The sequence below is a fragment of the Micromonospora sp. NPDC051006 genome, from assembly GCF_044456245.1.
Lineage (GTDB): Bacteria > Actinomycetota > Actinomycetes > Mycobacteriales > Micromonosporaceae > Micromonospora.
In genome coordinates this window covers 75350-101647 of sequence record NZ_JBITFP010000024.1, presented here as the reverse complement: position 1 = coordinate 101647, position 26298 = coordinate 75350, and the positions used below count along the sequence as shown (strand labels likewise).

Below are 26298 nucleotides of genomic sequence, written 5' to 3'. Positions count from 1 at the left end.
TGATGATCACTTATGCTCTCCGCCGTGTCCGCACCCCTCGCTCCGCCGAACTTCGACCCCGCCGCGGCGTACCCGGAGGTCGCACCGGTCCGTGACGCGCTCGCCGCGAACGACTGGCCGGCCCTGCGCGCGCTCCTCGAAGGGCTCGACGCCGGCGCCCGGACCTTCCTGATCGGAGTGGCCGCCGAGGCCGAGGCCGCCGAACCGTTCCTGCGCAAGGTGGTCGCCGACGACCCGGACGACGCGCTGGCCGGCACCCTGCTCGGCGCGCACCTGATCCAGGCCGGCTGGCGGATCCGCTCGTCCTACCGCGCCCAGTACGTCAGCCGTGAGCAGTTCGCCCAGTTCCACGACTACCTGCGCCGCGCCGAGCAGGTGCTCATCGACGTGACCGCCCGGCACCCGGCCGACGCGGCCGCCTGGACTCAGCGGATCACCAACTGCCGCGGGTTGGAACTCGGCCAGGCCGAGGCGCGCCGACGCTACGACCGGCTCGCCCAGCACCACCCGCACCACCTGCCGGCGCAGGCCTCGCTGCTGCAGCAGTTCTGCCCGAAGTGGAGCGGCACCTGGGAGCGGGCGCACGGCTTCGCCCGGGAGTGCGCCGAGGCCGCGCCGCCCGGCGCGCCGAACGCGGTGCTGGTCGTCGAGGCGCACCTGGAGCAGGCCCTGGACGGGAACCTCGGGCAGGCCCAGGCCTACCTGCGCAGCCCGCAGGTCAGCCAGGAGATCCACGCGGCCGCGCACCGCTCGGTCCGGCACCCCGACTTCCGCCACGAGCACGGCTGGGTCTGGGTGCGCAGCATCTTCGCCATGGCGTTCGTGCTGATGCAGGAGTACGGCCCGGCGGCCCAGCAGTTCGTGGCCATGGGGCCGCTCGGCGACAAGGCGATGTTCGGCTACATCGACGGGGACGCGAGCAAGCTGTTCCAGCGGTTCCGCGCCGAGGCGTACGAGAAGGGCGGTGTCGCATGATCCAGGAGCTGGACGTGGACGGGGTCCCCACCCTGCTCGCGCCGACGGCGGGCCCGATGCGGGCCGGGCTGACCTTCCGAGTCGGCACCGCCGACGAGACGCTGGCCCGCAGCGGCATCACCCACCTGGTGGAACACCTCGCGCTCGCCCCGCTCGGGCTCGCCGACTACCACTTCAACGGCGCCACCGCGCCCGTCGCCACCAGCTTTCACCTGCAGGGCTCCGAGCAGGACATCGCCTCCTTCCTCACCGCGGTCTGCCAGCACCTGCACGACCTCCCGGTGGCCCGGATCGAGGTGGAGAAGGAGATCCTGCGCACCGAGTGGAGCAGCCGAGGGGCCTCGGCGGTCGGCGACCTGCCGCTGTGGCGGCACGGCGCCCGCGACCACGGCCTGAGCAGCTATCCCGAGTTCGGCCTCTCCGCGCTGACCGCCGAGGACCTGCGGCAGTGGGCCGCCCGCTGGTTCACCCGGGAGAACGCGGTGCTCTGGATCGCCGGCGACCGGATCCCCGCCGGGCTGCGGCTGCCGCTGCCCGCCGGTGTCCGCCAGCCCGTTCCGGCGGTGTCGTCGGCGCTGCCGCAGACCCCGGCGTACTTCGTCAACGGCTCCCGGGCGGTGGTGCTCGACGCGGTGGTGCGGCGGAGCACCGCGGCGAGCGCCTTCGCCGGGGTGCTGGAGCGCGAGCTGTTCCGCTCGCTGCGGCAGGAGGGCGGCCTCTCCTACGCCATCCAGGCCGGCTACGAGCCCCGGGGCGACGGGCACGCCACGCTCCGCGCGCTGGCCGACGCGCTGCCCGAGAAGCAGGACGCGGTGCTCGGTGGCTTCATCGACGTACTGGCCAAGCTGCGGGTGGGCCGGATCGAGCAGGCCGACCTGGACGCGACCGTCGCCAAGCGGGAGGAGTTCCTCGCCACCGGCGAGGTGGACGCCGCCCGGCTGCCGTCGTACGCCCTGAACCTGCTGACCGGTGAGCCCAACCTCAGCACCGACGAGCACCGGGCCGAGCTGAAGGCCGTGACGGTCGCCGACCTGCACGAGGTGGCCCGGGAGGTGACCGCGTCCGCGCTGCTCATGGTGCCGGACGGGCACACCGCGGACTGGGCCGGCTTCGTCGCGGCGCCCACCCGCTCGGCCGGTGTCGTCACCGGCACCGCCTACCGGGAGCGGGACGGCGAGGGCGAGCTGCGGGTCGGCCTGGAAGGGGCGAGCTACGTCGGACCGCACGGCCCGATCACCGTCCGGTACGCCGAGTGCGCGGTGATGCTGGCCTGGCCGGACGGCGCCCGCCAGTTGATCGGCGCCGACGCCATCACGCTGCGGATCGAGCCGACCCTGTTCGCGCTGCACCCCGACACCGTCCGGACCATCGACGCCCTGGTGCCGCCCGACCGGCACGTCCTGATGCCCGCCCGCGACCCGGAACGCGTTCCGCAGCCGCGCAACCCCGCCCGGCCGGCCCGCGAAGGCGCGCGCTCCTGGTGGGAGATCCCGGTGCTGGTGCTCAGCTGGCTGGCCGTGCTGTGCGTCGGTGGGCTCGCCCTGCTGATGACGATCGGCACGTTCGCCACCGCGCCGGCCGAGCGCGACGGCTGGCTGTGGGGCATCGTCGTGGTGAGCTGGCTGCTCACTGTTATCCTCGCGTTGCCCATCGTGCTGCTGCGACAACGGCGGCGCCGATGATGCGCACCGGCCCCAGTGCTGGCCGGTGATCGACCGAGCGGGATAAGATCCGGCGCGGTGCCGGGGCGGTAGCTCAGCCGGTTAGAGCAGGGGACTCATAATCCCTCGGTCGCGGGTTCGAGTCCCGCCCGCCCCACCACGGTTTACCTGCTGAAACGCCCCGCCGGAGGTCATCCGGCGGGGCGTTACGCATTGCATGGGGACGTAGAGGGGACAGCGGACTATCCGATACGGCGCACGTTGTCCTTCTGCGGCAGCACCGACGCCAGCCGGTCAACCGTGTCCCCAACCCCCTGGACGTAGCGGGTGGCCCGCTCCTCGACACGCTTTTCCATGCTCTCGATCGTCACGGCGTCGCCGATCAGCTTGATCGCCGACATGCCAAGGAACAGGTCGACAACGCCGATCACCATCAGCTCCGCGGTCATCGGCCGGGCGGTGCCAACGGCGTATCCGGCGAGGCTGGCGAGCAGGAGCAGGGCGAGAGCTCCGGCCACGTAACCGACCTTCTTGCACGTGCTGGGTTCCACTAAGTCAGCTCCTCCGACGAAAGGGGTGGTGGGGGGTATCGGAGGTCGGGGACGCCTCCAGCCGGGCCACTCGGTACGGCCGGCGCCTGTCCCACCATCAGAGTGGTGGGGCGGTCGGCTCAGGCGGGTCCGGGCTCCGGGTGTGTCGTCCAGCCGGTGGGCACCTCGGAGCGGGCGCGCAGAGTGTGGAGGCGCTGGAGCGCCAGCTGCCTGGCTCCCGCCGGCACGGTGGCGGCAAAGAGGGACAGGGCATCGTGCCCAGCGTGGTGCACGGCCGCGACCCCGGGGATGGCGGCGTCAGGTAGGCCAGGCAACCCGGGGCATGGCTTCGCTGGCGCGCCCTTCCGCAGCACGGGTAGGACGCTGCGCTTGTCGGTGATGATCCATACCGCGCCGGGGCCATGGGCGACGTCGGCGGGTCGTTCGTCGGCGCACAGCGGCGTGGTGCGGCCGACGTCGCGCAGCGGGTCGACACCGAGCGGCGCATGCTCCTCGAGGTCGACGTTGACGAGGAGCGGGCCGATGGGTACGGGCAGCTCGTCGAGCAGCGGCACGGCCGGCGGTGTGGGCGCCAGGATCGGCGGTACAGGCAGCACGATGACGGGGGTGTAGGGCTTCTCCGGCTGCTCTTCCTGCTGCGGTGTCTCGTCTGCGGGCGCCGCCGGCGGCAGGGGCAGGATCGGCGGTGTGGGGAGCTGCTCGCTGACCTGGTCAAGTTCGTCCTTGACCTCGTCGATGATGTCGCCGATGGGCGTGACCGGCGGTTCGCTGCCGGTCGGCTCCTTGCCGCTCTCCGGCGCGTGCTCGGTGGGGTAGTCGGCCGTGGGCGCGTCCTCGTCGCCCTGCTCCGGCTCGGCCGGCTCGCTGCTGCCGGCGTCGCTGGCGGTGTCCTCGCCGGCGGGCGGGTCGAGGACTTCCTCGGCGGCCTCGCCGGCCTGGCTTGCGGCCTGTTCGGGGAGGTCCACCGCGCGGGCGAGCAGCCCCCCCGGCTGCTCGACGGCGTGCGGCTTGTGTCCGGGACGGGCGTGCGCGGCGTCCTGGTCGATGGTGGACCAGGCGCACCATGCGACTCCGGCGAGGCCGCACACCAGTGCTGCGCGGATGACGAGTCGATGGTGCACGCAGCCTCCCCCCGGTGACGGTCCGCCCTGGTCCCGCCGCCGGGACCGGACAGCGGCAGGTGCACATGGTTGCGTAATAGAGCAACGCTCGCATCTATCCACACTGGAGCGGGGGTCTGCGGGGGGTCGATCTGTGTGGATTCCTACGCATTCACGCTGCGTCATTTGCAAGATGCGATCTGCAACGCCCACCGGACGAACCAGTCAGTAAGGCATCGAACACATGTTCGAACCGGTCAAGATCGCCGATCTTGCCTAGCTGTGCGACAGCTCCGTCCGATCCGCCGCGTACCGCTTCGTCTTCCCGCCGTACAACACCAGCAGCAGCGGCACGCCCTCCGGCATGTCCAGCTCGGCCCTCTCCTGAGGCGTCGGCATCCGCGACCGGACCCGCGCGCCCCGAGGTACCTTCACCAACTCTGGCGCGCCAGCCTCCCGCACCCGCGTCCCCCGGCCCGACGCAACATCCACCAGGCCCTCACTGCGCAGGATCCCGATCGCCCGGCGGACCGTGCCGCGGCCCACCCCGCACTCCTGGCTCAACCGCGTCTCGCTGGGCAGCAGCGCGCCAGGCGCGTAGTCCCCGGCCTCAACGCGGGCGCGCAGCTCGTCGGCGAGCTGCCGGTGCCGCGGCACACCAGAGTGCGGGTCGATCACGTCGCGGACGGTATGGGCGGCCGGACGGACGTTCCCCGGGCGCAACGTTCGAACGTTCGCCGGTTACGCGGGCGGCGTCGCCGCCACGAAACTCCCCTTGCCCTGATGTGTCTCGATCCAGCCCCGCTCGTCGAGGATCCGCAGTGCGTACCGGATCGGCGTCGCGCTGGCGCCGTACTGGGCGCACAGCTCGACGATCGACGGCAGCTTGTCGCCCGGCTTTAGGGTGCCGGCCCGGATCGACGCCGTCACGTCATCGATCACCTGTTCGTACACGGGTCGTCGGGGCATGGCGGGGCCACCTCTCGTCAGCACCCCGATCGTGGCACCCCACGTAGCACTCTGTGCATGCTGTGTTGACTCTGCATACTGTGCACTCTAAGTTCGCCCGCAGGGACTCTCGTCAGCAGCGGAGCTCCCTGCCGGGCGGGGGACTGGCTGGTCCCCCCGGACTCACCGCCCCCGCCCGGCCCTACCTCCTACTGCTGAGGAGGCCCGGCGATGGTCGAGCGCTACCAGGGTGAGCCGCTCCCACCCGCACACCCCGTACCCGGCGGCCGGCCGCCCCTCCCTGACGGCCTGGGCATCCCACAGCCGCCGGCGCCGCTCCCCCCGAGCGCCCTTCGCCGAGCCCTCCTGCTCGCCGCCCTCGTCGTGGCCGTCGTCCTGGCCGTTGTCGTCATCGGGCTGACCCGGTGAGCCGCCTCGACGAGCCCGTCGACCGGGCCAGCGTCACCTACTCGGCGCGCCTCACCGCGGACGCTCACGATCATGGCCGACGCTGCTGCGTGGACTGCCCCGGCGAGGGCTGCGCGCAGGACGCGTGGGCACTGGAGACCCTGGGCCTGGCCACCCGAACCGCCCCGCTCGACGACCGGCCGCACGGTGTGGCCGGCGATCAGAAGGAGACACCCGTGCAGCAGCTCACCTTTGTCCGGCCCGAGCGGTGCGACAACAGCGGCCCGAACTGCGTCGAGGTCGCGATCGACGTCGACGGCAGCCGCGTCGTTCGGAACTCGCAGCAGCCGGAGACGCAGATCCGGTTCAGCCAGCGCGAGTGGACCGCGTTCGTGGACAGCGTCCGCGCTGGCCAGCCGCTCTGACCCCGTACGACGGAGCCGCCCCCGACCATCGCGGTCGGGGGCGGCTCTGCGTCTGGGTCACGACTCGGGCTGGCCGGCCTTCCGCTGCACCCACGAGCGGCGGAGCTGGTAGATGCCTCGGGTCGATAGCGGCTTGTGCCGCCAGCCCTCCCCTTCGTCGCCCCACTCGGCGGCGCGCTGCTGCACGTCGGCGAGGGACCGCTGCACGGTGCGGGCGGACACTTCGAGGGCCTCGGCTGCCTCGGTGACGCTCATCCATTCGCCGCTCAACGTGCGCTCCCAGGTCCGACGGTGCTTGCACCCGGATGATCGCACGACGCTCGCGCCAGTCATAACCACGCGGTCAGGTTAACCGGGTGGCGACAGTTGCGCCAGATACGACAGACGCGTCATGATGGTCGGCATGACCGACGCCACCGCGCAGCCCCACGAGTCGGACCAGACCCCGACACCGCCGCAGACCTGGCGGCAGCGGGTCGCGTCCGCACTGCCCATCGGCATGGCACTCACCCTCATCGCCGGGGTCTGGGTCGCCGGCGCGGTCTGGTCCTTCGAAGAGCAGACCCGCTTCGCCGACTCCCTCGGCTTCGACCTGCCGGAGCTGCTGCCCCTGGTCCTCGACGGCATGGCCGTCGCGATGGCCGCCGTCGCGTGGGCAGCCAGCCTCGACGCGCGGCCCGCCGTCCTCGCCCGCCTCGGCACGGGGGTGGCGATCGCGGCCAGCTCGGCGAGCAACGCCACGGCTGCGTGGGAGCGGTCGGCGGCCGACGTGGTGACCGTGGTGGTCGCGGCCGGTGTGCCGGTGTTCGCCATGCTCGCGTTCGAGGTGCTGTTGGCAGAGATCCGCCGCCGGGTCCTGCGCCGCCGCGGCCAGCCCGGACCGGTAGCAATCACGTACCCGCGGTTGATCCGGCTGGTGCTCGCCCCATGGCCGACGTTCGTCGCCTGGAGGCGTCTGGTGTTGGAGGCGACGGACCCGGCGGCCGCGTTCGTAGGCGTACGTCCGGCGGTCCGGGTGCGGGCCACCGTTGCGGCGCGGATGCCGGACCCGGCTCCGGTGGGGTCCGGTCCGATTCGGCAGGCAATCGCGGACCGGCCAGCCTCGACGGACCCCCAGACCCCCGCCGTCGAGCGGACCCCCCGACCGGTCCGCCGGCCCGCCGCAGCGAGGGCCGGCCTGGTCCGGCCACCGGTCACCGCCCGGGTCGGTGGCACAGACCAGGACGCGGCGGACCTGGCGAAGCTGCGCCAGTGGCAGGACGACAACGAGGGCCAGACCCTCAGCCTCGGCCAGATCGAAAAGGTCCTCGACTGTGGCCGGTCCAAGGCGATCCGGTTGCGTGACCGCCTCGCCGCCGAAGACGCAGACCGCGCGGCGGTCTGACCTCAAGCCGCGGGGACCCGGTCTCACCTTCCGAGCCAGGCCGGGCCCCCGCCTCCAACAGAGGAGAGCACCATGATGCAGCACACCGACAGCGAGATCGACCTGGCCCTCGACGACCGCGAGCCCGAGCTGGTCTACGAGGCCAGCGTCTGGACTCGACTCTTCAACGCAGCGCTCCTGTCGCTGCTCCTGCCCACGTTCGGCGCAATGTGGGCCGATGTGACCGGCCGGCGGGGGCTCCTCGTCGGCTCGTGCTTCGCCTTCTGCGCGCTCGTGGCCGTGGTCGTGTTCGCGCTCGTGATGCAGTACCGGGAGGACCACCGGGCCCCCGAGGTTGGCGGTCACGGTGCGTGACCTCAACGCCTTGAAGCGTCAACCCCGTCAAGGGGTTGAGACGCCGCCGACCGCCGGGGACGTCTCCCCGAACCCGGCTCCGGCCAGCGGCATCAACCCCTTGACACCTCAACCCCTTGATCCGTCACGCACCGTGACCGACAAGGCCCCGCGAGCCACCGGGGCGCGGGCGAAGAAGCGGCACCCACTGCTCTCGCCGCCCGTCCTCGTCACGGCCGCGCTGGTGGTGCTGCTTTTGCAGCTGGTGCTGTGGGTGGCCGTCGGGCCGCTCTGGTGGCTGGCCATCAACCTGCTGGTGCTGGCGATGCTGACCGCGCCGGTGGCGTGGTTCGTCCGCTGGTGGCGGCGCGCTGCCCAGGCTGCGGCGGCAGGTGGCAGCAGCACGCCGACCCGGGGGCCGCTCGGCCGACTCGCCGGCAGCAAGTCCGGCGGCCCGAGCGGAAGCCGGTCCGGGTCGAGCGGGGGTCGCCTCGGCCGGCTCTTCGGCGGGTCTGGGAAGTCGGGCGGCTCGGGCCGGTCCGGCGGGGCGGCCGGGTCCGGTCGACGCGGCGGTCTGGGTCGGCTGCTCTCCAGTGGCCGTCGGACCGGGTCCGGTACGGCCGAGCGGTCCGGTCCGGGGTCCGGCCGGTCCGGGTCCGGGCGGTCCGGTCTGCGCGGTGTGCTCTCCAGGTCCGGACGGCGGTCCAACACCGGCCGGTCCGGCGGCGGTCTGCGGAGTCTGCTCGGCGGACGGAGGGCCACCGGCGGTGCCAGCCGGTCCGGCGGTACGGCGGGGCGGACCGGAGCGGCTGGCGGCAGCCGGCGCAGCGGGGCGGTCGGCCGGATGCGGTCCGCCGGCCGGGGTCTACTCGGCCGGGCCAGCGGCCGGCCGTCGAGCACCAAGCGGGCAACCCCCACCGGCAGCCCTCGCCGCACGAGCGCGCCCCGGAAGGGGCCGGCCGGTCTCGCCGGGTTCTTCAAGGGCGTCCGGCAGGGCGCCGAGGCGGCGAAGCGGAAGCCGTCACCCGGACCGACTGCAGCGAAGAAGGCCGAGCCGGACAAGCCCGAGCCGGCGGCGGCCGAGAAGACCACGCCCCGCCAGCAGGCGGAGCGCAAGCCGAGCCCGCAGCCGCGGGCCGTACCGAAGGAGAGCCGCACCATGGTTCAGCACCAGGACGACGTCAGCCTCCAGCGTTGGGGTCGCAACCTCACCTCCGTCAGCCCCGCCATCGAGGAGTTGGCGAAGCAGGCCGACGCCCAGGGCGAGCTCGCCGGGGCCGTCTCCGTGGCCGTCAACAAGCTGGCCACCCAGGGCGACGACGAGCTGCCCGCAGCGAAGACGGTGGTCGCAGAGACGCAGGCGATCGCCGCCGAGCTGAAGCAGATCGAGGCGGAGCAGGCCGCCGCCGCGCAGAAGCTCCGCGCGCTCATGGGCCGGGCGGACGCACTCGGTGCGTCGTACCAGCGCAACCACGAGGTCGACGAGGCCCGGCTCGCCGGTGAGCGCGGCGGACGGCACAAGGAGAAGCGCGCCGACGTCGGCCAGGCCGAGCAGGACACCTGATCCCCCCTCCCGGAAGGAGCACGACGATGCAGCAGGGAGCCCGCAACGGCGCCGCGTGGGTGCCGGCCTGGACGGTTGCCACTGTGCTGGTAGCCCATGCGCTGGGCAGCGGCATTACGACCCTGTCGTGGTGGCTGCCGCTCGGCGCGGCCGTGGTCGGTGTCCCGGCGGCGGTGCTCGTCACCTTCGCCATGGACCGGCCCCTCGCCGTGCCGCACCGCGTGGTCGCCGTTGCGGGCGCCTGCCTATGGGCGGCGCTGGTCGCCCGGTCCGGGTGGACCGAGGTCCGCACCATGGCGTTGCTCGGCGGGGCCGTCCTCGTCGCCGCACTCGAGCTGTTCATCCCCGGACCGCGGACCGGACCGGTCGGGTGGACCGGTTCGGCGGGAGAGACGCCGGACCGGCGACCCGCCCCGGTCCGCGAGTGGGAAAGTCTGCTGCGGGAACTCACCCGCAAGCCCGTCGTCGTCACGTCCGTCACCCCGTGGGAGCGGACTGGCGACGGCGAGCGGGTCGCCGTTGACCTGCCCGTGGGAATGACGGTGAAGCACCTGGCGGCGATCTGCGACGAGATGGCCGGCGCGCGGCACCTGCTGCAAGGCTGCGTCGTGCAAGCCCTCGACGGCGCGCACCAGGGGTCCGCCGTGCTCGACGTGATGCTCCGGGACTGCCTCGCTGGCGACAGCCGGGTCATCGCCGAGCCGACCACCCCCGCCTCGATCTACGACCCGTTCGACATCGCCACCACCGCCCGCGGCGAGAAGCTCGAGGTGTGCCTGCGGCAGAAGTCCGCCGTGGTCGGCGGCACCGTCGGCTCGGGGAAGACCACCCTGCTGCACCGGATCATCTTCCGGCTGGCCCGCTGCACCGACACCCTCATCTGGATCATCGACCTCAACGGCGGCGGCGTGGCCGCCCCGTGGACCCGGCCGTGGGCGGTGGGCGCCGCGAAGGAGCGGACGATCGACTGGATCGCCGACAACGAGGCGGAGGCCGCCGTCATGGTCGCGGTCGGCCGGGCCATCGCCAAGGACCGGAAGACCAGCCGGGAGGCGATCCGCCGGAAGCGGGAGGCCAACACCACGGTGCTGCCGGTGGACGCCCAACTGCCCGCGTTCGTGATCCTCACCGACGAGGGCGGCGAGGTCCGGCAGGCCGCCGGCCTGCTCGCCCGCCTCGTCGACGAGGGCGTGGCCCGGCTCGCGCAGATCGCCCGCGCCGAGGGTGGCCGGGTCGTCATGAGCATCCTGCGCGGCACCTCCGACCTGCTCGGAAAGGGCCTGCGCTCCGTCGCCGGCATCCGGGTATGCCTGCGCATGGAGGAAGAGGGCGAGTACGACCACGTCCTGGGCGTGAACCCCGGCCGTGCCCGGCTGCTGCACATCGGTTCGGCGTACGTCTACCGCACCGACACCGACTACCGGCCGGTCCTCGCCCGGACCGTGGACGTGGACTTGGAAAGCATCGAGCGTCACGCCATCGCCACCGCCCACCTGCGCCCTCAGCTCGACGAGCGGGGCCGCATGGTCGCGGCGAAGGTGACCGTGCAGGACGTTCTCGACGGCCGGGACCCGCGCGACCACGTCGACATCGCCCGCCTGGCCGTCATGCGGGATGTGGAAGCCGGCCGGGCGTACGAGGGCCGGTGGGAGCGGCAGGCCGCGATGCTGGCCGAGCTGCGCGGCGAGGACCTCCCCGAGGACGACGAGCCGCCCCGGCCGGCGTCGGTCCCGGACCGGCCCACCGTGGCCGCTCCGGGCAGCGCGGCAGAGCGGCTGCTGCTCGGCACCGGTGTGGTCGTCGACGAGCCGACTCCGATCCCGGCGCCCCGCCCGTCACCCGAGCCGGAGCACACCAGCGAGCGGGACGTGATGGCCGAGGCGGAGGCGCTGCTGTCGCCCGAACACCTCGCTATCGACGGCACGCCGGGCCGCACCGAGCAGCTCGCGCCGGCCACCGCGCGGGAGGCGATCCTGCTGGTGCTCCGCGACGCCCGACCGGATCTGCTCATCAACGCGCAGGTGCACGCCCGGGTCGTCGAGTCGGGGTACGAGGTGTCACCGCAGCGCGTGCACCAGCTGCTCACCGCGATGGCGGGCAAGGGGGAGGTGCGTCAGGTTGGCACCGCGTATGGGCTGCCCGAGTAGGTCAGGCGGCGTTGGTGGCGCGGAGCAGCTGCTCGACGGCGCTGCCGGGCGGCGGGGTGAAGTCGCCCCGGCTGGCCGGCGGCGTCTGGGTCGGCTGGCGGAGGGCGTGGACGCGCTCGCCCTCGGCGATGCCGGCTTGGACAGCGGCGAGGATCGCCTCCGGGTCGGCGCCGGCGAGGACGGCCTCGGTCGCGGCGTCACCAGCGCGGCGAGTCCAGCGAGCGGCGTCAGTGTCCATGCGTCCACCATGCCACACGCCAGCGACAGGCAGAAGCACGGCGATATCGCACCAGGGTCCTCACTCGTTAGAACGGGGGTGAACGAGCAGTGAGCCGGGCAACTATCGTGGGGGCCGTGGTCGTGGCCGTCGTGGCCGGCCTGGTCGCGCTGCTGGCCGGGCCCGACGCGAACACCAGCGACCGCTTGGGTGAGCCGTGTGACCAGGTCGGGCAGCTCGTGGTCGACGACGCCGGGCGGTCGCTGGCGTGCACGACGACGCTTGTGGACAGGCAGCCGCGGTGGCGGACCGGCCGGCTCGACCTCCCGACACGGTAGGCCACTGCGAGACGTCCGAAGGGCCCCGCTGACCAGCCCGGTTGGCGGGGCTCACCCGTTGCTGCCGGTCGGTAGCCTGCCGTGCATGACCACGCCGCCGCAGCCGCCACAGCAGATGCCGCCCCAAGGTGGCTATCCGCCGCAGGCCGGCCACTACCCGCCGCCGCAGTACGCACCCGGAGGCCCGCCGCCCGGCTTCTACCCGCCGCCCCGGCCGCCGCAGAAGAAGCACTTCCTCGCCACCCCGGGCGGCATCTTCCTCGTGGTGTTCGGGACCGTCGCGCTGATGGGCGCCATCTGCGTCGGGCTGGTCACGGTCGGCCGGGTCAGCGACAACAACGCCGTCAAGCAGCTCGACGTGCAGGTCACCTCGTGCACCGGTACGAGCTCGGTCGCGACGATCGGCTACACGGTGAAGAACAACGGCAACGAGGACCGCCGGGTCACCTTGAAGGTGGAGTACCGGGACTCCTCTGGCGCCCGGCTGGACACCGACACCGCGTACGTGGGCAGTGTGCCGGCGGGCGACACGGTGCGGGGCGAGGAGTCGACGGTGCTGAACGCGTCGCCCGGCTCGTCGATCACCTGCAAGATCGTGGACGTGTCCTGACCCTGGACAGCAAGAAGCGCCCCACCCGGCCGGAGCCGAGCGGGGCGCTTCGTCTTGCGGGGAGGACCTGGGACTACCGGCGCAGCAGCTTGGCGACCGTCGCCGGGGAGTACACCCGACCACGGGACAGCGCCGTCACCACCAGCGGCGCGGCGACCGCGGCCACGCCGAGGATCGCCGTCTTCTGGTCATCGCTGATCGGCAGGCCGAACGCGACGAGCAGGCCGATGACGGCGGTGACCGCCGCGGTGAGGCTGCCGACGTTGAGGAGCGGCTCTGTCGACGACTCGTTGGGCTCGTAGAGGTTCTGCATAGTGTTCCTCCTGGGTACGGTCGGGGGATGCCAGGTCAGCCGCGACTACGTGAGGCCGCCTGGCTGTACGGAACCGACCCCGACATCCCCCTCGCGCACGTGCGCCTAGAGGAGCGGGCCGACGGCACAGGCTGGGATCTGTATCTGTCCGACCCGGCGCGCGCGCCCAGCCAGCACGTCCGATACGACACTGAGGACGCCGCCAGAGCCGAGCTCGAGCGCATCTACCGCGAGGGCCAAGCCGACGGCGAGTGGCGGATCACGAAGCGGCCAAGCTAGTCCTCGACGCAGGCGGCGATCTGCTGCGCGCCCTCGGTCGTCACCACGGTGACCGTATCGGCGTGGGTCCCGGTCGGGCACTGGCCGCCGGCGGGGCCAGCCTCACCCTGCGGGCCTTGTGGCCCCTGCTCGCCACGAGGACCAGGGGGCCCCGAAGGGCCAACCGGGCCGGTAGCGCCAGCGGGCCCGGCGGCACCGACAGGACCGGTCGCGCCCTGCTCGCCGTTCTCACCACGCGACCCAGGCGGGCCGGTCGCCCCCGGCGCACCGTCAATGCCGTCGTCGCCGTCCAGCCCAGGCAGACCGGGAGGGCCAGGCGGGCCAGCCGGACCCGGGTCACCGCGGTCGCCCTTCAGCTCCGACGGGTCGACGATGCAAGACCCGCCCAGCTGCCGAACCTGCTGACACAGCTGCTCCGCCCCGGACACGGCGGTGTCCGCCCGCTGCTGCTCAGCGGTGGCCTGCCGGCCGAGCGACGCCGCCCCCCAGCCGATCGCCGCCGCGATCAACGCGGTCGCCAGGACCGCGACGATTGCCCGCCGCTTCCCGCGCCGGTCCATCCGCCGGCGAAGCCGGACAGTCTCATCCGTCACGGCACACCACCACTCGGGGGAAGCTGCCGACTGAGCGCCGCCGCCTGGTCCTCGGCCGCACGGCGAGCTTTCCGCGCCTCGTCGACCACCTCCTGAAGGCCTTCAGCCTTGGCCTCGGCTTCTCGGCGGCGAGCCTCCGCCTCGTCGGCCCGCTTCTCCGCCCGGTCAATCGCGTCCTGGTACTCCCGCCGGTCAACGCGGTTGGCGTTGAGCAGGTAGATGACGACGCCGAGCAGGGTGCCGCCGACACCGACCGCCCCGAGTCCTCCCGGTGGGAGGAGTGCCGCAAAGTCCACACGACGTCAGGCGGCCGGTGCGGCGAGCTTCTCGCCGACGAGCCGGACGAACTCGGCGGCGTCCAGCTCCCCGGACTTGGCCTGCCGGACCAGGTCGGCCAGCTCGGCATCCCGCTCGGCCTCGGCAGCGGCGTGCTCGTCGAGGCGCCGCAGGACCGCGTCCATGTCCAGGCCCTCGACGGACGCGGCCAGCGCGACCAGGAGCCCGTCGACGCGCTTCTGCCACGCCTCGTCGCGGATGCGCCACTTCACCGGCTCGACGTTCTCCTTCGCCGAGGTGGCGGGCATCCCCGACGCCCAGGCCTCGATGACGCGGCTGGCTCGCTCCGACATGTCGTCGTCCTTTCCTCGGATCCGGGTTACCGGGTCGTAGCCGGCCCCGACGGTGCTGGTCTCGTAACCGGTCAGCCCGGACATGTGGATGTGACCGCGGTCGGTGCTGGTGGTGCGCTTGTATGTGGGCCGCCAGGCCTCCTTGAAGCACCGTCCGCCGTTGTTCCGGTCGGGCTCCCAGTTCATGTACTTCAGCCACCGGATCCCGGGCACGCCCGCGTTGCGGTCGGCCAGGAGCCGCGCGCCCAGCTGCTGCAGCGATGGCAGCGGAAGCCCGTCGACCTTCGACCGGGCGCCCGCAGCGGCCGGCATGATGTCGATCGCGTAGCCGACCCCGTACTTGGCCTGGCCCGGGTAGCCAGTCTCCGAGTACGGGGTGTGGTCCTCGGGCGGCTCGTGCTCGAGGTGGGACTGGTTGCCGATGTCGTAGACGGTGTAGCCGTGCCTGCGCAGCACGTCGCGCAGATCCCGGGCAGGACGCATCAGCGTGAACGGGGAGCCCCGGTCGATCCAGCGGAGCCGGTCACTCGCGCCCATCAGCTGGCCCCTTCCAGGCGGGTGACGGTGGTGGCCTGGGCGATCAGCTTCGGGTGCGGCTCGCCCTGCGCCAACGCCACCTCGAAGCCGGAACCCGGGTCGTCCCACCAGTTCTCCGGCACCCCGTGCTCGTCGGACCGCGCCTTGATCAGCGGCGGGAGTTCATCCACCGTGACCATGCCCAGCTGGTACAGGTGCATCTCGTCGGGGATGCGGACGATCAGCCACCAGTCGATCGGCTCCGGCTCGGTCGGATCGGTCACAGCAGCCCCTTCCAGATCACGTTCATGGTCGACTGCTCCTCCGCGGACACGTTGGTGTTGAGGTTGGCCCCTGCGGTGTGCTGCGCGAACAGCTCCACGTAGTCGCCGATATCGAGGGGCACCAGCTCGGTCCGAGCGGAGATCCGGGTGGTGTTTCCGCTGACCGCACCGACGAGCACGTCGTTGCCGAGGATGTTCGTGCCGTTCACCGCCCAGCGCAGCAACCGAATCCCGGTCGCGCTGCTGGCGAAGGTGCACCCGCCGCTGATCTGATACCAGCCCGGGTAGCGGGCCGTGTAGCGGCTCGTGTTGCTGCTGGTGGAGTGCCCGCCGATCCCGTCGAGGTCGGTGTCGACGGTCTCCGCGGTGAACGTCAGCGCCGTCAACACCCCCGTCGTCAGCGTCTGGGCGACGGCCTGCCGCAGCTTGGCCCGCGGCGGATTCATCAAGAAGCGGATCGGGTCCCGCAGGTAGGCGTTCAGGTTGGTGCTGTTGAGCGCGTCGGTGTTGTCGGTCCAGGTGGCCTTGGTCTCGGGTACCGCAGGCACGCGCCCTCCTCAGTAGGCGATGACGGTGGATGCGCCGACCATGGTGGCCGGGGCAAGATCGACCTCGTCCGCCCACACCTGGGCGGAGGCTGGGGCGGTGCCGCCGATCCGCAGGCGCAGCTGAGCGAACGCCGCCGTGGCCGGCGCCTGCGCCACCAGCGACAGGTACACCCATTGCCCGGCGGGCACGGCCGTTGCCGCCCCGAACGAGTTGGAGATCGACGTCCCCGCCGCTGAGCGCCAGTCGACGGCGATGCTCACGTCAGACCAGCCGGCTGGGGCGTTCATCCACCCAGAAGCGAGGTACCAGCCGGACGCGGTCACCGGGAGGCTGAGCGTGCGGGCACCCACAACGGCCACTCCGCCGGGCGGCGTGACCCGCATACTCCAGGAGCCATCGTGGGCGCGCACGTTGCTCGGATCCACGGTGGCGCCGCCGTCCGCCGACCAGCCGGCTACCGTGCCGTCCTCGAAACCGCGGTTGGGGTTAAGTCCCGCGCCCGCAGCGCCGACGATCGGGCCGGCCGGCGGCACACCCGGCGCGGGTCCGAGCAGCGGCGACGTGTTGAACTCGATGAACCTGCGGCGGCCAGGTCCGATCGTGTGGTCGATGCCCTGAACGATCAGGTGCCCCACGTCCGCCGGGCTGCCCGCCGGGAGGCCAGTGATCTGGATCCGGTCGCCCACCTTCAACCGCAGCAGCGACTTCCGCTCCGCAAGGCTGCGGCGAAGCATGTTGATGCGGATACTCGGGGCCCGCGTCCGGGACTGGCCGTGCGCGGCGAGCGCCCACGACGCCAGGTTGACCAGGTCTGCGTCGACCGCCGTGTCCAGCTCGTACTGCTGCCCGGTCACCCCGTACCGTTGCGCCCTCGCCCGGTCGGACCGGCGGACGCTGCCGCCCCCCGTGCGGTTCACGGTTACGTCGGTGACCGGCCGGTCAGGCCGGTAGCGGAGCCCCCGGTATCCGATCCACCCGAACGGGATGGCCATCTTGACGGGCTGGTTGTACCGCTGGCCTCGCGGCACTGCGGTGATCCGGCCCGCCCCGTCCGTGATGAGGAGATCCTGTCCGGTGACGGCAGCCCGGCGCAGGCCGTCAGCGGGCCCAACACCGGACAGCCGGGCCACCTGCATTGGCGTGGAACAGGCGGCCGGCACAACCACCTCAGTGGCAGGCACCCCGGCGTAGCCGGCGAGGGTGACGATCCGCTCGGCGGCCGTCTGCCGGTGCAGACCCCGGTAGCCGTGCTGATGCTGAGCTAGATGGTCCGCGAAAGCCATCGTCGACGCGCTCGGCCCGACCCGCACCTGAACCTGGCCGATGCTTCCCTTCCACAGGAAGTACCCGATGTGGATTTCGTGGAACGCCACCGAGGCGGGCGGCGACGGCACCACGGCCGACGCCAGAGCCTCGTTGCCGACCCAAAGGTTGACCGCCCCGGACGGCAACGTGATCCGCACCGTCACCAACCGCCACGCATCCAATTCCAGTGGACGGTTGATGTCGGCGAAGACCATCCCACCGCCAGCCTGGACACCTACCTGCCAGGTGTTGTCGGCGTCCCCACCGATCAGGATCTGGTTGGCGCGGTTGGCGCTGGCCAACCAGATCGCCGCGCTGTTCGGCGGGGAAATCCCCGCGTTCAGCGTGTGAGACTCCAGGTAGGTCCAGAAGGACACGGCGATCGTCTGCCCCGACGTGACCTGCAAGTCGAGGTTCCGGCTGACGAGGGCCGGGTTGCCGAGGAAGGTCAACCCGTCCTCCGACATCGACTGCAGCCATTGCGGATACGACTGGTCGTCTCCTGGCGGGCCGGCCTGCCCGGCGGGCCGGATCAACTCTTCCGGGTCCACGTCGGGCAGCGCGGGGAAAGCGCCGACCTGGCCGATCGAGAGCTCCAGCTGCGAGGCCGTGATGGAGGACATCATCGGAATGGTCGGGTCGGTGAGCGGGAAATGCGTCACCAGCGGCCCACCGTGGGCGCGGACGTGCTCGGCGAGGGTGCCCTCGAAGGGCGGTGCCGACTCCAGCCGCCCCATCCAGTCCACCGCCGACACAATGACCGGCTGGGTGCTACGCGAGTCGACGATCTGCATGTCCGGTATTTCCAGGAACCCGGTGCCGAGGAGGAACTCCTCGCCGTCGATCACCTCGGCGATCTGCACCCGCCGGCCCTGCTCCCACTTCCCGGCGTACGGGCTGGCCGCGTTGTTCGGGGTGAAGAGGTTGTCGCCGTTGCGCAGCGCCCAGCTCATCTCGGTGGGCTGGATGTCTGCGGTCTCGTTCTGCCGGCCGATGCTGACCTTGACCTCCTGGCCGCCGTCGCCGTAGTGCACGCGGTCGGTGATGTCGGTCCAGGCAGGGGCGGGGTCGGCGGGGTCGCTGTCGAGGGCGACTCGCGCCCGGATGTCAGGGTCCACGCCCGCCCTCTCCTAGCTGGTGCTGACGTTGAGGTATCGACCCACGTTCTGGCCGCGCAGGCTGGCGGCGTCGACCAGCTGGTCGCGGATAACTCGCCCGTCGGGCCACTGGAGGATGACGCGCAGCGTGCCGCCTGCACCGCCACCGAGCTTCGACAGCGGCACCACTGCCTCGTCCTCGCCGCCCTCGCCCACGTTGACGAGGCGGCCACCCGGGGTGGCCCGGACGATCCCGCCGTCGGCCAGCTGGGGGATGTTCGGCGTGTTCAGCGTCATCCCGCCGAACACCTGCCCGAGGCCCGGCACCGACACGGCGGGCAGCCGGAAACTGAGGTCGTTCCACTTGCGGACGATCCAGTTGACGGCGCTCTTGAAGCTGTTCTTGATGCCGTCCCACATTCCCGACGCGGCCTTACCGATCCGCTTCGGAAGGCCACCCACGAAGCCGACCACCTGGTCCCATTTCTTGACGATCCAGTCCTTCACTCCGGTGAAGAACCCGCCGATCTTGTCGACGCCGGCCTTGAGCTTGTCGACCAACCAGTTCCACGCCGCCGGCACCTTCTCCGTGAAGAAGGTGTTCAGCACTTCCAGGGTGTTGGACCAGAATTCGATGCCGTTGCCCCAGAAGCGGATCAGGCCCTCGAAGGTGCTCAGGATCAGGTCGAGGAAGATCACGGCGCCGGGGCCGGAGTCGGCGATGGAGTCGAAGAACGAGTTCAGCGAGTCGCCGATCTTCGGCAGGTGCTCGGCGAGCTTGTCGAAAAGCGGCTTCGACTCCTTCAGCGCCTTCTCGATGCCGGGCATGGCCTTTTCCGCCAGCGACGTGAACGCCGGAGCGAGTTTGTCGATGATCGGGGCCATGGAATTCCCGATGCGGGTGAAGCTGGGCTCCATCCGCTCCATGGCGTCACCGAAGGTCTTCGCGGCCCGGGACACCGGCCCCTTGAAGGCGTCCGTGAAGCCGGTCAGGGACGCTTTGGCCCGATCGCCAAACTGCTTCCACGCTGCGGCGACGGCCGGGTCCTTGACGGCGAGCATGATGCCGGCGGCGAGTACCCCGCCGCCGAGGCCCAGGAGGACTGCGGCGGCGAGGCCGGCGGCGAACACGGCGCCGACCGCGGCAGCGGCCGCAACGACTACGCCCTGAACCTGGGGTGGCAGCCCCGAGAAGCCGCCGGACACGATGCCCGGCAGCCCGGCCATCCCGCCGCGGAACTTGTCGAGGAAGCCGAGCGCGCTGCTGTCCCCGGCCTCGCCGACGGCCTTAACAAACCGGCCGCGACCGTCACGCAGCTTCCCATCGGCGCCGCGCCAAATGCCGCTGCCCATCGCCTCGCCGGCGGTTACGGCCTGCCGCTCCAGCTCCCGACCGGTGTCCTTGAAGTCTTTCTCGGCCTTGTCGAGGCCCTTGTCGAGCTGGCTGTTGTCGGTCTTGAGGTAGGCGACCAGCTCGCCGAGTTTGAGCGCCACGGGCCACCTCCAGGGCTACGACGGTGTTTCGGGATCCGGGGCGAGGGCGCGGCGCAGGCGACTGTCAGCGAACAGCAGCCCGGTTATTCGGGTCTCCAGCCACCGCCACGACCGGGCCCGCATCAGGTCCCGGTCCTCGACGTCGACGCCGTACACGTCGTGGAGGTCGGCTTCGACGAGCGACCAGCGGGTCAGGATGTCCGACCAGCCGACCCTCTGCCCCGTCCGCTCCTTCTCCTGGAGGACGTCGTCTGGGATCTCGTACCACTCGAAGAGCCCGGTGCGGGCGTCGCGGCGGCCTCTGCCGTACTGCTCCGACCAGTGCGCTGCGCCCGGCGTTCCTGCCTGTTCGCCGGGCGCCATGCTTCCGGGCGGCCACCGGATGTCCAGTACCGCTCGGCGGCTTCCTCACCGGCGACGATCCACACGTAGGCGGTCTGCGCGCAGAACTGCACGTACGGGTCCGGCACCTGGCTGGCCGCCATCTCGGCGTACGCCGCCCCGAGGAGCCGCTCCTCGAAGCTGAGGTCCCCGGACAGGCGGGGTAGGGCCTCGACGCGGGCGTTGGCCCGCTTGACGGCGTCCTGCATGTCCTCGTCGGTCGACGCGCCGTGAATCTCACCCGCTGTCTCCGCGAGACGCCGGCACCACAGGCCGAGCTCCGCCGACGGCAGCGGCAGCGTGTACTCCTTGCCGAGCACCGTCAGCGTCAGCCCCGGGCTGAAGTACTCGTCGAGGTCGGAGAAACGGGCCATCAGGCGTACGTGTAGTCGTCGGCCGAGGTGTTCGGCGAGATGCCGCCCGGCGTGGTGACGGTGACGTCCTTCGCCCCCGCCGTGGCCGCCGGCGCGGTCGCAACGATGTGCGAGTCGGACACCACCGTGTAGTTCGTGGCGTTGGTGGCCCCGAACTTGACCGCGGTGGCACCGGTCGCGCCCGTGAACTTCGAGCCGTAGATGTTGACCAGGTTCCCGCCAGCGAGCGCGCCGCCCGCCGGGGCCAAGCCGGTCACCGCAGGGACGGCGCTGGCGGCCGGGTTGGTGATCTCCGCCAGCGGGCCCTGACCCTGGATGACCAGGCTGATGACGTCCAGGGCTCCGGGGTTGCCGCCGTCCGGCGGGAACGCCTTCACGTACGCGCGGCCCTCCTTCGACGGGTCACCGGACAGGCCGTTGCGGTCGTACCAGCGGACGCCGAACTCGCCGTTCTGCACGCCGCTCTTCGCCGCTTCAAACATCGAGCGGAGGAACGCGTGGACGGGGTCCAGGGCAGTGCCGGCGGCGTTCGTCGAGTGCAGCAGCTTGATTTCCAGCCGCCAGCTGTAGCCGGTGACCGACTCGCGCGCCGCGCCGTCGTCCTCGTACGACTCGTCGGACTCCGTGCGCAGCTCCTCGACGAGCTTGACCTCCTGCTTTCCCATCAGCTCCTGGTACTGGGAGGCGGGGAAGGTGGCCGTGTCGATGTCGACGCGGGTCCGCCGGGCGAGGGCGGTCACGCGGGTGGTGGGGGTCGTCGCCATGACGGTCCTCTCCTCAGTCGGTCCGGTTTGCCGTGGGCCTCATGGCCTCGACGTAGTAGTTGTGCGACATCTCCCACCGGCCGTTCGCGTCGGCGCCGAGCGCCGCGTACGACTGCCGGTACACCTGCACGATCGGGATCCCGCCCCAGCGGAGGCCGGTAGCGGAGTCGAGCAGTTCGAAGATGGCGTCGCCCAGGTCCTCGGCGACGCGGGGATCCTGGGTGCCCCGCACGCGGATCTGTACGCCCTGGGTGAAGTCGGCCAGCCCAGGCGGGGAGGCGACCACATAGGGGGCGAGGGTGATGATCCGGTCCGGGCTGGCGGGGATGGAGCGGATGACGATGCCGACCTCTGTGGAGGTGTAGGCGGGGCCGTCCAGTCGCCACTCGCCGATGCCTGCGGCGGCCAGGTCCTCGGCACAGCCAGCGAGGAGTCGGGATGTCCAGCCGTCGCCTACTGCCATGTCAGCCTCCCAGCGCGTCCTGGATCGGCGCGGCAACCAGCTCAAGCAACGTTTCCCGCTCCGCGTTCATCGGGTCTTCCAGGTACTTCGCCTTGCGGCCCTCGTCGTGACGCCAGGTCATCTCTTCGTGCTGCCTGACCGCGTACGGGGTGTCGTAGGAGACGGCGGCGATCATGTCGGCGTCGTCTACCTCGGCGACGCCGGAGCGCTCCAGGGTGGCTTCCTCGATGGGCACTTCGGTGCGGGACACCTGGAGCAGGTGCTCTGCAGCTAGGAGCAGGCCAGCACCTGAGGCGCCTTCGATGATGGCTTCGAGTTCGGGGCCGTTCCATTCGACGTCCGCCACCGTGCACCCCCCCGGGGATTGACTCGGGCCGCTACGGTGCGGCTCATGCCTGCCCGCTGGAATTTCCGCCTCGGTCCGATCCAGTTCACAAAGCCGGTGACCACGGCGTCCGTCGCCGGTATCGCCGTGTTGGCGCTGTGCTGCTGCGTGCCAGGGATCGTCATGACCGCGATGGAGGACTCCCCGGACAGCCCGACGCCGCCCTCGTCCGTGGTGGAGACGTCGGCGCCGGCGGCGACTCCAACCCGCACGAAGGCACCCGCTACGTCTGCCACGTCGTCGGCTCCGCGGTTGGTGACGGCGGGTGCGTTCTGCGACACCGCCGGGCAGACCGGCGTCACCAAGGGCGGCACTGCGATGGTGTGCAAGGGCCCCGGTGACCTGCGCTGGCGTCGCCCCTGAGGTCACTCCAGGGACAGCTCGACGTGCTCGGGTAGGCCAAGACCGTGGTCTTCCATCACGCTGACGGCGAGCACCTTGGCGGTGCGGCCGGCCCAGGGCAGGGTGACCAGCGACCCGGGCGGCGCGACGGTGGCCATCGGGGCGAAGACGGTGGTCGAGGAGACGCCCTCCGCGCCCTCGGCGTCCTGGGTTTGCACGACGACCCGGCGGGTTGTGTCGTCGACGACGCACGGGCCCACGTCGGCGGGGTCGGCGTACACGTCGCCGTACGCGCCGGAGCCGGTGAGCGCCTGAACGCTGATCGTCCGGGGCTCGGGAATGTGCAGCTCGATGAACTCTTCCCACGTCATCGGTCACCTGCTCTGCGGGCCGTGCCCGGTCAGCCCGGCGCCCTGGAGAATCGTCCAGGCCTGCTCCCACAGGGAGCCGATCTTCACCGGCCGGTCCTGCGGGTCGCTGCTGGCCTGGACGGACAGGCGGCCGATGGTGAAGCCCCCAGCGCGCCCGCCGCCGTTTCCGGTGACGTTGCCGGCGTCGAGGTTCGCGGCGACCTGCTCGAGCGTGGCCTCCCGGCGGGCGTCGGTCACGTCCTGGTCGTCGGGGTCGTAGATCGCGCACAGCAGCGCCCGGTCCACGTCCCGCGACGCGCGGTCGAGCAGCTGCTGGGCGTTGACCGGTGTCCGGCCCAACTTCTCGTTGAGCTGCTCGATGGTCGCGTACGCCACCGTTCCCCCTCAGCGGGTAGGAGGGGGCGGCCGGCCGTGGTCCGGCCGCCCCCACGATCACTCGGGCCGGGGCCCGTACTTCTCGCGCAGGTCGTCGCGCTTCATCGCCCGCACCTCGGCCTCGTCGACGCCCTCGACGTTGGCGATGACCCAGTCCGCCCAGTCCGCCTGGGAGGCGTTGCCGGCGGGCGGCTCGACCGGCGACGGCGAACCGTCGCCGTCCTGCTTCGTCTGCGCCGTGGTGACCCCGGTGGTCCCGTTGTTCTGCCCCTCCGGATCCGGGTGGTACCGGCGGAGCATGCCGACGCCCATCAGGTCGCCGACGTGGTCACCACGACCACGCCCTTGTCGTTGAGGCGCTTCACCGCGTAGTGGAGGTTCGTGGTCACCACGTTGGTGCGCTTGAGGATGTCTCGGTCCTGCTCGACGATCGGGCGCCGCTTCCACAGAACGCCGAGCGAGTTCCGCTTGACGATCAGGGAGGTGCGGGCCGCGAGCCGGTTGGTGACGAACACCGGCATGCCGCCGATCTGGCCGAGGAAGCCGCGGCGGACGATCTCGTTGCCGGCCTGCGTCTGGGCGGCCGAGATGAACTGGCTGTCCTTGTGCAGGTCGGCGATGGCGTCCGAGCGGACAAACATGCCGTACACGTCGTCCAGGTCGAAGTCGTCGCCGAACTTGGCGATCGAGTCGACGATGATCGGCCAGGTCAGCTTGGTGTTGCCGGTGGCGAGGGCGTTGGCCAGCGGCGCGGAGTCGCCGACGATGGTGCCGTCCGGGCGGGTGATGCCGCCGGTGACGGTGGCGCCGGCGGCAGCGATGAGGTCGGCGTCGACCTTCCGGGCGGCGAGGATGCCGAACTGGCGGATCGCCTCGCCCTGCGGGTCACCGAGGCCGGTCAGCATGGCCTTGTCGGTGATCTCGACCGCCTTGCCGGCCTCCTTGATGGTGGCCTTGCTGGCGGACTGGGTCATGGCCTCGGGGACCATGGCGACGCCCTCGGTGAGGTCGGCCAGCTCGGTGAGCGCGTCCCACTTGGGGAAGTCGACCTCATCGCCGGGGCTGCCGACGAGGATGTCATCGGAGAGGGCGGCGTTGGCGACGACGACGCGGCCGACGAATTCGGCCTGCGCCATGTCCTCCCAGACTTCGGGCGCGTACAGCTTCGGGGAGTCAGTGAGTGCCACGTTGGGCTCCTGGATGGGTGTGCGGGCTAGCGGCCCGCGAGCTTGCGGTACAGGTCAGGATTGGTGCGGTGCAGTTCGGCGCGCTGAGCGACGGTCATGCGCTTGAACTGCTCCGAGGTGACGGCGTCGCCACCGGGCCCGCCGGTGAACTCGCCTCCGCTGCGCGCGGGCGCCTGGCCTGCCTCGCGGTACTGGGGGTTGTCGTCGATCGCCTTCTTCATCGCGTCGCGGAGCTTCGCGGGGAAGTCGTCGGCGGTCGGGTCGAGCTTGTGCACCCGGTCCATGAAGGAACGGCTGTCGGTGAGGGACTGCGGGTTGGCTCCGGCGGGCTTCGCACCCTTCCAGATGGCCAGCTCGACGGCGAGGGCCTTGTTGCTGTCGGCCATCTGGGTGAGCTGCTGGGTGAGCTGCGCCGGGTCTGCCTGCTCGGCGTCGCCGTCCTTGACGAGGCCGATGGCCTTGCCGATCTTCTGGGCCAGCTCCTGGCGGGCCTGCTCGGCGGCCTCGGTAGCGGCCTGAGCCTTGGCGTTGGTGCGGGCCTTCGCTTCGCCCTCGCGGGCGTCGCGGACGACCTTCTGCGCCCACGCGGGCAGCTCCTCCAGCCGCTCGCCGGTCGGCTCCTGGCCGGCCTGCTGGGTGGGCTGGATGGTCTGCTGCCCGGCATCTCCCGGCTGCTCTGTGCTGCTCGGGCTGGTGGTGTCGCTGCCGGCGGGGGCGGTGGTGGTGTCCACGGTGGGTGTCTCCTGGGTGTCGACGGCCGGGCGCCTGGCCTGGCCGTGGATGACCTGCCGCACCTGGCGGCAGGGGTCAGCGGGCGGTGCCGATCTGCTCGCGGGCCGACTGCCGGTGCAGTCCGGTCGCGGCGACGTGGGCGCGGATCCGCGCCTGGTACGCGCGGACCTTCGCGCCGGCGGCCTTCGCGGCGGCGGGGTCGATGGCGGCGGCCTGGCGCAGCTTCCAGGAGCGGACCTGTCGCTCCAGGTAGCGCAGCTGCTGCCGCGCCTTGTCGCCCTCCGGGTCTTCCGTGTTGGTGGGCGCCTTCGTGATGCCGGGCAGGTAGGCGCTGAGGCTGTGCCGGCAGTTGGGGTGCATCAGCCCCGCCGTGATGGCCTCGGCGACTGACCCGGCCAGGTCGACGGTGACCAGCTGGGCGCGGCGGGTGGTGTGCGGCAGCTGGAGCTCCCGGCTTCCGCCATCCCCGGTGCGGGTGAGGACCTTGCCCTCCCACGGCCGACACAGGACGCATTCCTGCGGGGCGTTGGACACGATGACCAGGTCCAGGCCGGCCGAGCCGAGCCGGTCGAGGTGCCCCTCGACGGCGGCCTGCGCCACGGTGGTGCGGGTGGCCATCTCGACGTACGAGGCGAGCTGCCAGTTGCGGCCGCTGCGGTCTGTGAACCCGGTGATGCCGTCCGAGAGCAGCTGCTCCCAGGCCCGTTGCGCGGTGCGGCGCCGCGTCTCCACGCCGAGCAGGGTGCCGACGCTGGCCCGGGCGACCACGGTCCGGTAGGCGTCGAGGGCCCAACGTGTGATCCGCAGATGCGTGCCCCGCAGAGTTGAGACGAGCGAGAAGACCAGCCGCTGGATGGCCTCCGCGCCGGGAAGGTCCCGGCGGATCGCGGTCATCTGCGACGGGACGGCGCTGCCGAGCCGGCCCAGCTCGTCCAGGGCGGCCTGTCCGCCTCGGGCGTAGGCGAGGACCAGCAGCTGCTCAACCTCGGCCCCTGTGGCGGTGTCGAGGCGGCGGACGATCCGCTCGGCCAGTTCCCGCACCCCGCCGATAGCGAGGAGCTTCCGGGTGGCCCAGTCCGGGGCTTCCAGTTCGGCGGCGAGCATCCGCGCCAGGTCAGCGGCGAGGCGGGTCTCCGCCGCGGTGAACAGATCCACGATCGTGCGGGCCAGATCCGCGGCAAGGGGCCGGCTGACTGGCATCGCT

36 protein-coding genes and 1 tRNA gene are annotated in these 26298 nt (G+C 71.7%); 13 read left to right on the top strand and 24 right to left on the bottom strand.

From position 1 onward, the window contains the following. Positions 1–24 precede the first annotated feature (24 nt). From ACIBBA_RS27950 to ACIBBA_RS27940, 3 genes are all read left to right on the top strand, one after another. A complete protein-coding gene (locus ACIBBA_RS27950; protein ID WP_396701038.1) occupies positions 25–975 on the top strand; it encodes a hypothetical protein in 951 nt (316 codons plus the stop codon). Further along, positions 972–2657 carry a M16 family metallopeptidase gene (locus tag ACIBBA_RS27945; protein WP_396701037.1) on the top strand — a complete coding sequence of 562 codons (1686 nt, stop codon included), beginning with the start codon at positions 972–974 and terminating at the stop codon, positions 2655–2657. Before ACIBBA_RS27950 ends, ACIBBA_RS27945 begins: the two co-directional genes overlap by 4 nt. A gap of 62 nt (positions 2658–2719) precedes the next feature. Further along, positions 2720–2796 (top strand) — tRNA-Ile (locus ACIBBA_RS27940). A gap of 82 nt (positions 2797–2878) precedes the next feature. Here ACIBBA_RS27940 and ACIBBA_RS27935 read toward each other — a convergent pair. From ACIBBA_RS27935 to ACIBBA_RS27920, 4 genes are all read right to left on the bottom strand, one after another. After that, the gene (locus tag ACIBBA_RS27935; protein ID WP_396701035.1) at positions 2879–3187 is read right to left on the bottom strand and encodes a hypothetical protein; all 309 of its coding nucleotides are present in this window, start codon (positions 3185–3187) and stop codon (positions 2879–2881) included. 119 nt (positions 3188–3306) lie between these two features. Continuing rightward, complete coding sequence (locus tag ACIBBA_RS27930; protein WP_396701033.1) at positions 3307–4308, bottom strand: hypothetical protein; 1002 nt, start codon at positions 4306–4308, stop codon at positions 3307–3309. A gap of 255 nt (positions 4309–4563) precedes the next feature. After that, positions 4564–4965 carry a GntR family transcriptional regulator gene (locus tag ACIBBA_RS27925; RefSeq protein ID WP_396701031.1) on the bottom strand — a complete coding sequence of 134 codons (402 nt, stop codon included), beginning with the start codon at positions 4963–4965 and terminating at the stop codon, positions 4564–4566. A 63-nt stretch (positions 4966–5028) separates the two neighbouring features. Continuing rightward, positions 5029–5241 carry a winged helix-turn-helix domain-containing protein gene (locus ACIBBA_RS27920; RefSeq protein ID WP_396701029.1) on the bottom strand — a complete coding sequence of 71 codons (213 nt, stop codon included), beginning with the start codon at positions 5239–5241 and terminating at the stop codon, positions 5029–5031. A 225-nt stretch (positions 5242–5466) separates the two neighbouring features. Here ACIBBA_RS27920 and ACIBBA_RS27915 point away from each other — a divergent pair, with 225 nt between their 5' ends. Both ACIBBA_RS27915 and ACIBBA_RS27910 read left to right on the top strand, forming a co-directional pair. Continuing rightward, positions 5467–5664, top strand: a complete 198-nt coding sequence (locus ACIBBA_RS27915; RefSeq protein ID WP_396701027.1) for a hypothetical protein — start codon at positions 5467–5469, stop codon at positions 5662–5664. After that, a complete protein-coding gene (locus ACIBBA_RS27910) occupies positions 5661–6068 on the top strand; it encodes a DUF397 domain-containing protein (RefSeq protein WP_396701025.1) in 408 nt (135 codons plus the stop codon). The genes ACIBBA_RS27915 and ACIBBA_RS27910 overlap by 4 nt, the downstream gene beginning before the upstream one ends. A 57-nt stretch (positions 6069–6125) precedes the next feature. On the opposite strand, the gene ACIBBA_RS27905 is transcribed toward ACIBBA_RS27910, so the two are convergent. Further along, the gene (locus tag ACIBBA_RS27905; protein ID WP_396701023.1) at positions 6126–6338 is read right to left on the bottom strand and encodes a hypothetical protein; all 213 of its coding nucleotides are present in this window, start codon (positions 6336–6338) and stop codon (positions 6126–6128) included. Between the two features lie 133 nt (positions 6339–6471). Here ACIBBA_RS27905 and ACIBBA_RS27900 point away from each other — a divergent pair, with 133 nt between their 5' ends. The 4 genes from ACIBBA_RS27900 (at position 6472) to ACIBBA_RS27885 (ending at position 11496) form a co-directional block, all read left to right on the top strand. Next, entirely contained in the window at positions 6472–7452 is a 981-nt protein-coding gene (locus tag ACIBBA_RS27900) for a DUF2637 domain-containing protein (protein ID WP_396701021.1), read from the top strand. Positions 7453–7524: 72 nt separating this feature from the next. Continuing rightward, the gene (locus ACIBBA_RS27895; RefSeq protein WP_396701019.1) at positions 7525–7806 is read left to right on the top strand and encodes a hypothetical protein; all 282 of its coding nucleotides are present in this window, start codon (positions 7525–7527) and stop codon (positions 7804–7806) included. A gap of 133 nt (positions 7807–7939) precedes the next feature. Next, the gene (locus ACIBBA_RS27890; RefSeq protein ID WP_396701017.1) at positions 7940–9349 is read left to right on the top strand and encodes a hypothetical protein; all 1410 of its coding nucleotides are present in this window, start codon (positions 7940–7942) and stop codon (positions 9347–9349) included. A 26-nt stretch (positions 9350–9375) separates the two neighbouring features. Continuing rightward, entirely contained in the window at positions 9376–11496 is a 2121-nt protein-coding gene (locus ACIBBA_RS27885) for a hypothetical protein (RefSeq protein ID WP_396701015.1), read from the top strand. A 1-nt stretch (position 11497) separates the two neighbouring features. On the opposite strand, the gene ACIBBA_RS27880 is transcribed toward ACIBBA_RS27885, so the two are convergent. Continuing rightward, positions 11498–11734, bottom strand: coding sequence for a hypothetical protein (locus tag ACIBBA_RS27880; RefSeq protein WP_396701013.1), 237 nt, complete (start codon positions 11732–11734; stop codon positions 11498–11500). A 116-nt stretch (positions 11735–11850) separates the two neighbouring features. Here ACIBBA_RS27880 and ACIBBA_RS27875 point away from each other — a divergent pair, with 116 nt between their 5' ends. Both ACIBBA_RS27875 and ACIBBA_RS27870 read left to right on the top strand, forming a co-directional pair. After that, positions 11851–12051, top strand: a complete 201-nt coding sequence (locus ACIBBA_RS27875; RefSeq protein WP_396701011.1) for a hypothetical protein — start codon at positions 11851–11853, stop codon at positions 12049–12051. Positions 12052–12136: 85 nt separating this feature from the next. Beyond that, on the top strand, positions 12137–12661 hold the full coding sequence (locus tag ACIBBA_RS27870; RefSeq protein WP_396701009.1) for an FxLYD domain-containing protein: 525 nt from the start codon (positions 12137–12139) through the stop codon (positions 12659–12661). A 73-nt stretch (positions 12662–12734) separates the two neighbouring features. On the opposite strand, the gene ACIBBA_RS27865 is transcribed toward ACIBBA_RS27870, so the two are convergent. Further along, positions 12735–12974, bottom strand: coding sequence for a hypothetical protein (locus ACIBBA_RS27865; RefSeq protein WP_396701008.1), 240 nt, complete (start codon positions 12972–12974; stop codon positions 12735–12737). Positions 12975–13001: 27 nt separating this feature from the next. On the opposite strand from ACIBBA_RS27865, the gene ACIBBA_RS27860 reads away from it, so the two are divergent. Further along, positions 13002–13253 carry a hypothetical protein gene (locus ACIBBA_RS27860; protein WP_396701006.1) on the top strand — a complete coding sequence of 84 codons (252 nt, stop codon included), beginning with the start codon at positions 13002–13004 and terminating at the stop codon, positions 13251–13253. A 589-nt stretch (positions 13254–13842) separates the two neighbouring features. Here the strand turns inward: ACIBBA_RS27860 and ACIBBA_RS27855 are convergent. From ACIBBA_RS27855 to ACIBBA_RS27805, 11 genes are read right to left on the bottom strand one after another with little or no spacing between them, the layout of a single operon-like run. Beyond that, complete coding sequence (locus ACIBBA_RS27855; protein ID WP_396701004.1) at positions 13843–14142, bottom strand: hypothetical protein; 300 nt, start codon at positions 14140–14142, stop codon at positions 13843–13845. 6 nt (positions 14143–14148) lie between these two features. Beyond that, positions 14149–15012 (bottom strand): hypothetical protein, encoded by an 864-nt coding sequence (locus tag ACIBBA_RS27850; protein ID WP_396701002.1) that lies wholly within the window; start codon positions 15010–15012, stop codon positions 14149–14151. Next, complete coding sequence (locus ACIBBA_RS27845) at positions 15012–15275, bottom strand: hypothetical protein (protein ID WP_396701000.1); 264 nt, start codon at positions 15273–15275, stop codon at positions 15012–15014. The genes ACIBBA_RS27850 and ACIBBA_RS27845 overlap by 1 nt, the downstream gene beginning before the upstream one ends. Beyond that, positions 15272–15823, bottom strand: a complete 552-nt coding sequence (locus ACIBBA_RS27840; protein WP_396700998.1) for a hypothetical protein — start codon at positions 15821–15823, stop codon at positions 15272–15274. The genes ACIBBA_RS27845 and ACIBBA_RS27840 overlap by 4 nt, the downstream gene beginning before the upstream one ends. Before the next feature lie 9 nt (positions 15824–15832). After that, a complete protein-coding gene (locus ACIBBA_RS27835; RefSeq protein WP_396700996.1) occupies positions 15833–18247 on the bottom strand; it encodes a hypothetical protein in 2415 nt (804 codons plus the stop codon). Between the two features lie 12 nt (positions 18248–18259). After that, a complete protein-coding gene (locus ACIBBA_RS27830) occupies positions 18260–19720 on the bottom strand; it encodes a hypothetical protein (RefSeq protein ID WP_396700994.1) in 1461 nt (486 codons plus the stop codon). A 15-nt stretch (positions 19721–19735) separates the two neighbouring features. Then, complete coding sequence (locus ACIBBA_RS27825) at positions 19736–19918, bottom strand: hypothetical protein (protein WP_396701065.1); 183 nt, start codon at positions 19916–19918, stop codon at positions 19736–19738. Then, on the bottom strand, positions 19912–20478 hold the full coding sequence (locus tag ACIBBA_RS27820; protein ID WP_396701063.1) for a hypothetical protein: 567 nt from the start codon (positions 20476–20478) through the stop codon (positions 19912–19914). Before ACIBBA_RS27820 ends, ACIBBA_RS27825 begins: the two co-directional genes overlap by 7 nt. After that, positions 20475–21239 (bottom strand): phage tail tube protein, encoded by a 765-nt coding sequence (locus ACIBBA_RS27815; RefSeq protein WP_396700992.1) that lies wholly within the window; start codon positions 21237–21239, stop codon positions 20475–20477. The genes ACIBBA_RS27820 and ACIBBA_RS27815 overlap by 4 nt, the downstream gene beginning before the upstream one ends. Before the next feature lie 13 nt (positions 21240–21252). Next, positions 21253–21702, bottom strand: coding sequence for a minor capsid protein (locus tag ACIBBA_RS27810; protein ID WP_396700990.1), 450 nt, complete (start codon positions 21700–21702; stop codon positions 21253–21255). Between the two features lies 1 nt (position 21703). Further along, entirely contained in the window at positions 21704–22048 is a 345-nt protein-coding gene (locus ACIBBA_RS27805; protein WP_396700989.1) for a hypothetical protein, read from the bottom strand. Positions 22049–22210: 162 nt separating this feature from the next. Here ACIBBA_RS27805 and ACIBBA_RS27800 point away from each other — a divergent pair, with 162 nt between their 5' ends. Then, entirely contained in the window at positions 22211–22450 is a 240-nt protein-coding gene (locus ACIBBA_RS27800) for a hypothetical protein (protein ID WP_396700987.1), read from the top strand. A 2-nt stretch (positions 22451–22452) separates the two neighbouring features. Here the strand turns inward: ACIBBA_RS27800 and ACIBBA_RS27795 are convergent, their stop codons facing one another. The 6 genes from ACIBBA_RS27795 to ACIBBA_RS27770 all read right to left on the bottom strand — a co-directional run bounded on the left by ACIBBA_RS27795 (position 22453) and on the right by ACIBBA_RS27770 (position 26294). Further along, the gene (locus ACIBBA_RS27795) at positions 22453–22800 is read right to left on the bottom strand and encodes a hypothetical protein (RefSeq protein WP_396700985.1); all 348 of its coding nucleotides are present in this window, start codon (positions 22798–22800) and stop codon (positions 22453–22455) included. Between the two features lie 3 nt (positions 22801–22803). Then, entirely contained in the window at positions 22804–23175 is a 372-nt protein-coding gene (locus ACIBBA_RS27790; RefSeq protein ID WP_396700983.1) for a hypothetical protein, read from the bottom strand. 57 nt (positions 23176–23232) lie between these two features. Continuing rightward, entirely contained in the window at positions 23233–23475 is a 243-nt protein-coding gene (locus tag ACIBBA_RS27785; RefSeq protein ID WP_396700981.1) for a hypothetical protein, read from the bottom strand. 11 nt (positions 23476–23486) lie between these two features. Then, positions 23487–24362, bottom strand: a complete 876-nt coding sequence (locus tag ACIBBA_RS27780; protein ID WP_396700979.1) for a N4-gp56 family major capsid protein — start codon at positions 24360–24362, stop codon at positions 23487–23489. Positions 24363–24388: 26 nt separating this feature from the next. After that, entirely contained in the window at positions 24389–25093 is a 705-nt protein-coding gene (locus ACIBBA_RS27775; RefSeq protein ID WP_396700977.1) for a hypothetical protein, read from the bottom strand. A 76-nt stretch (positions 25094–25169) separates the two neighbouring features. Next, on the bottom strand, positions 25170–26294 hold the full coding sequence (locus tag ACIBBA_RS27770) for a phage minor capsid protein (RefSeq protein ID WP_396700975.1): 1125 nt from the start codon (positions 26292–26294) through the stop codon (positions 25170–25172). Between the last annotated feature and the right edge of the window lie 4 nt (positions 26295–26298).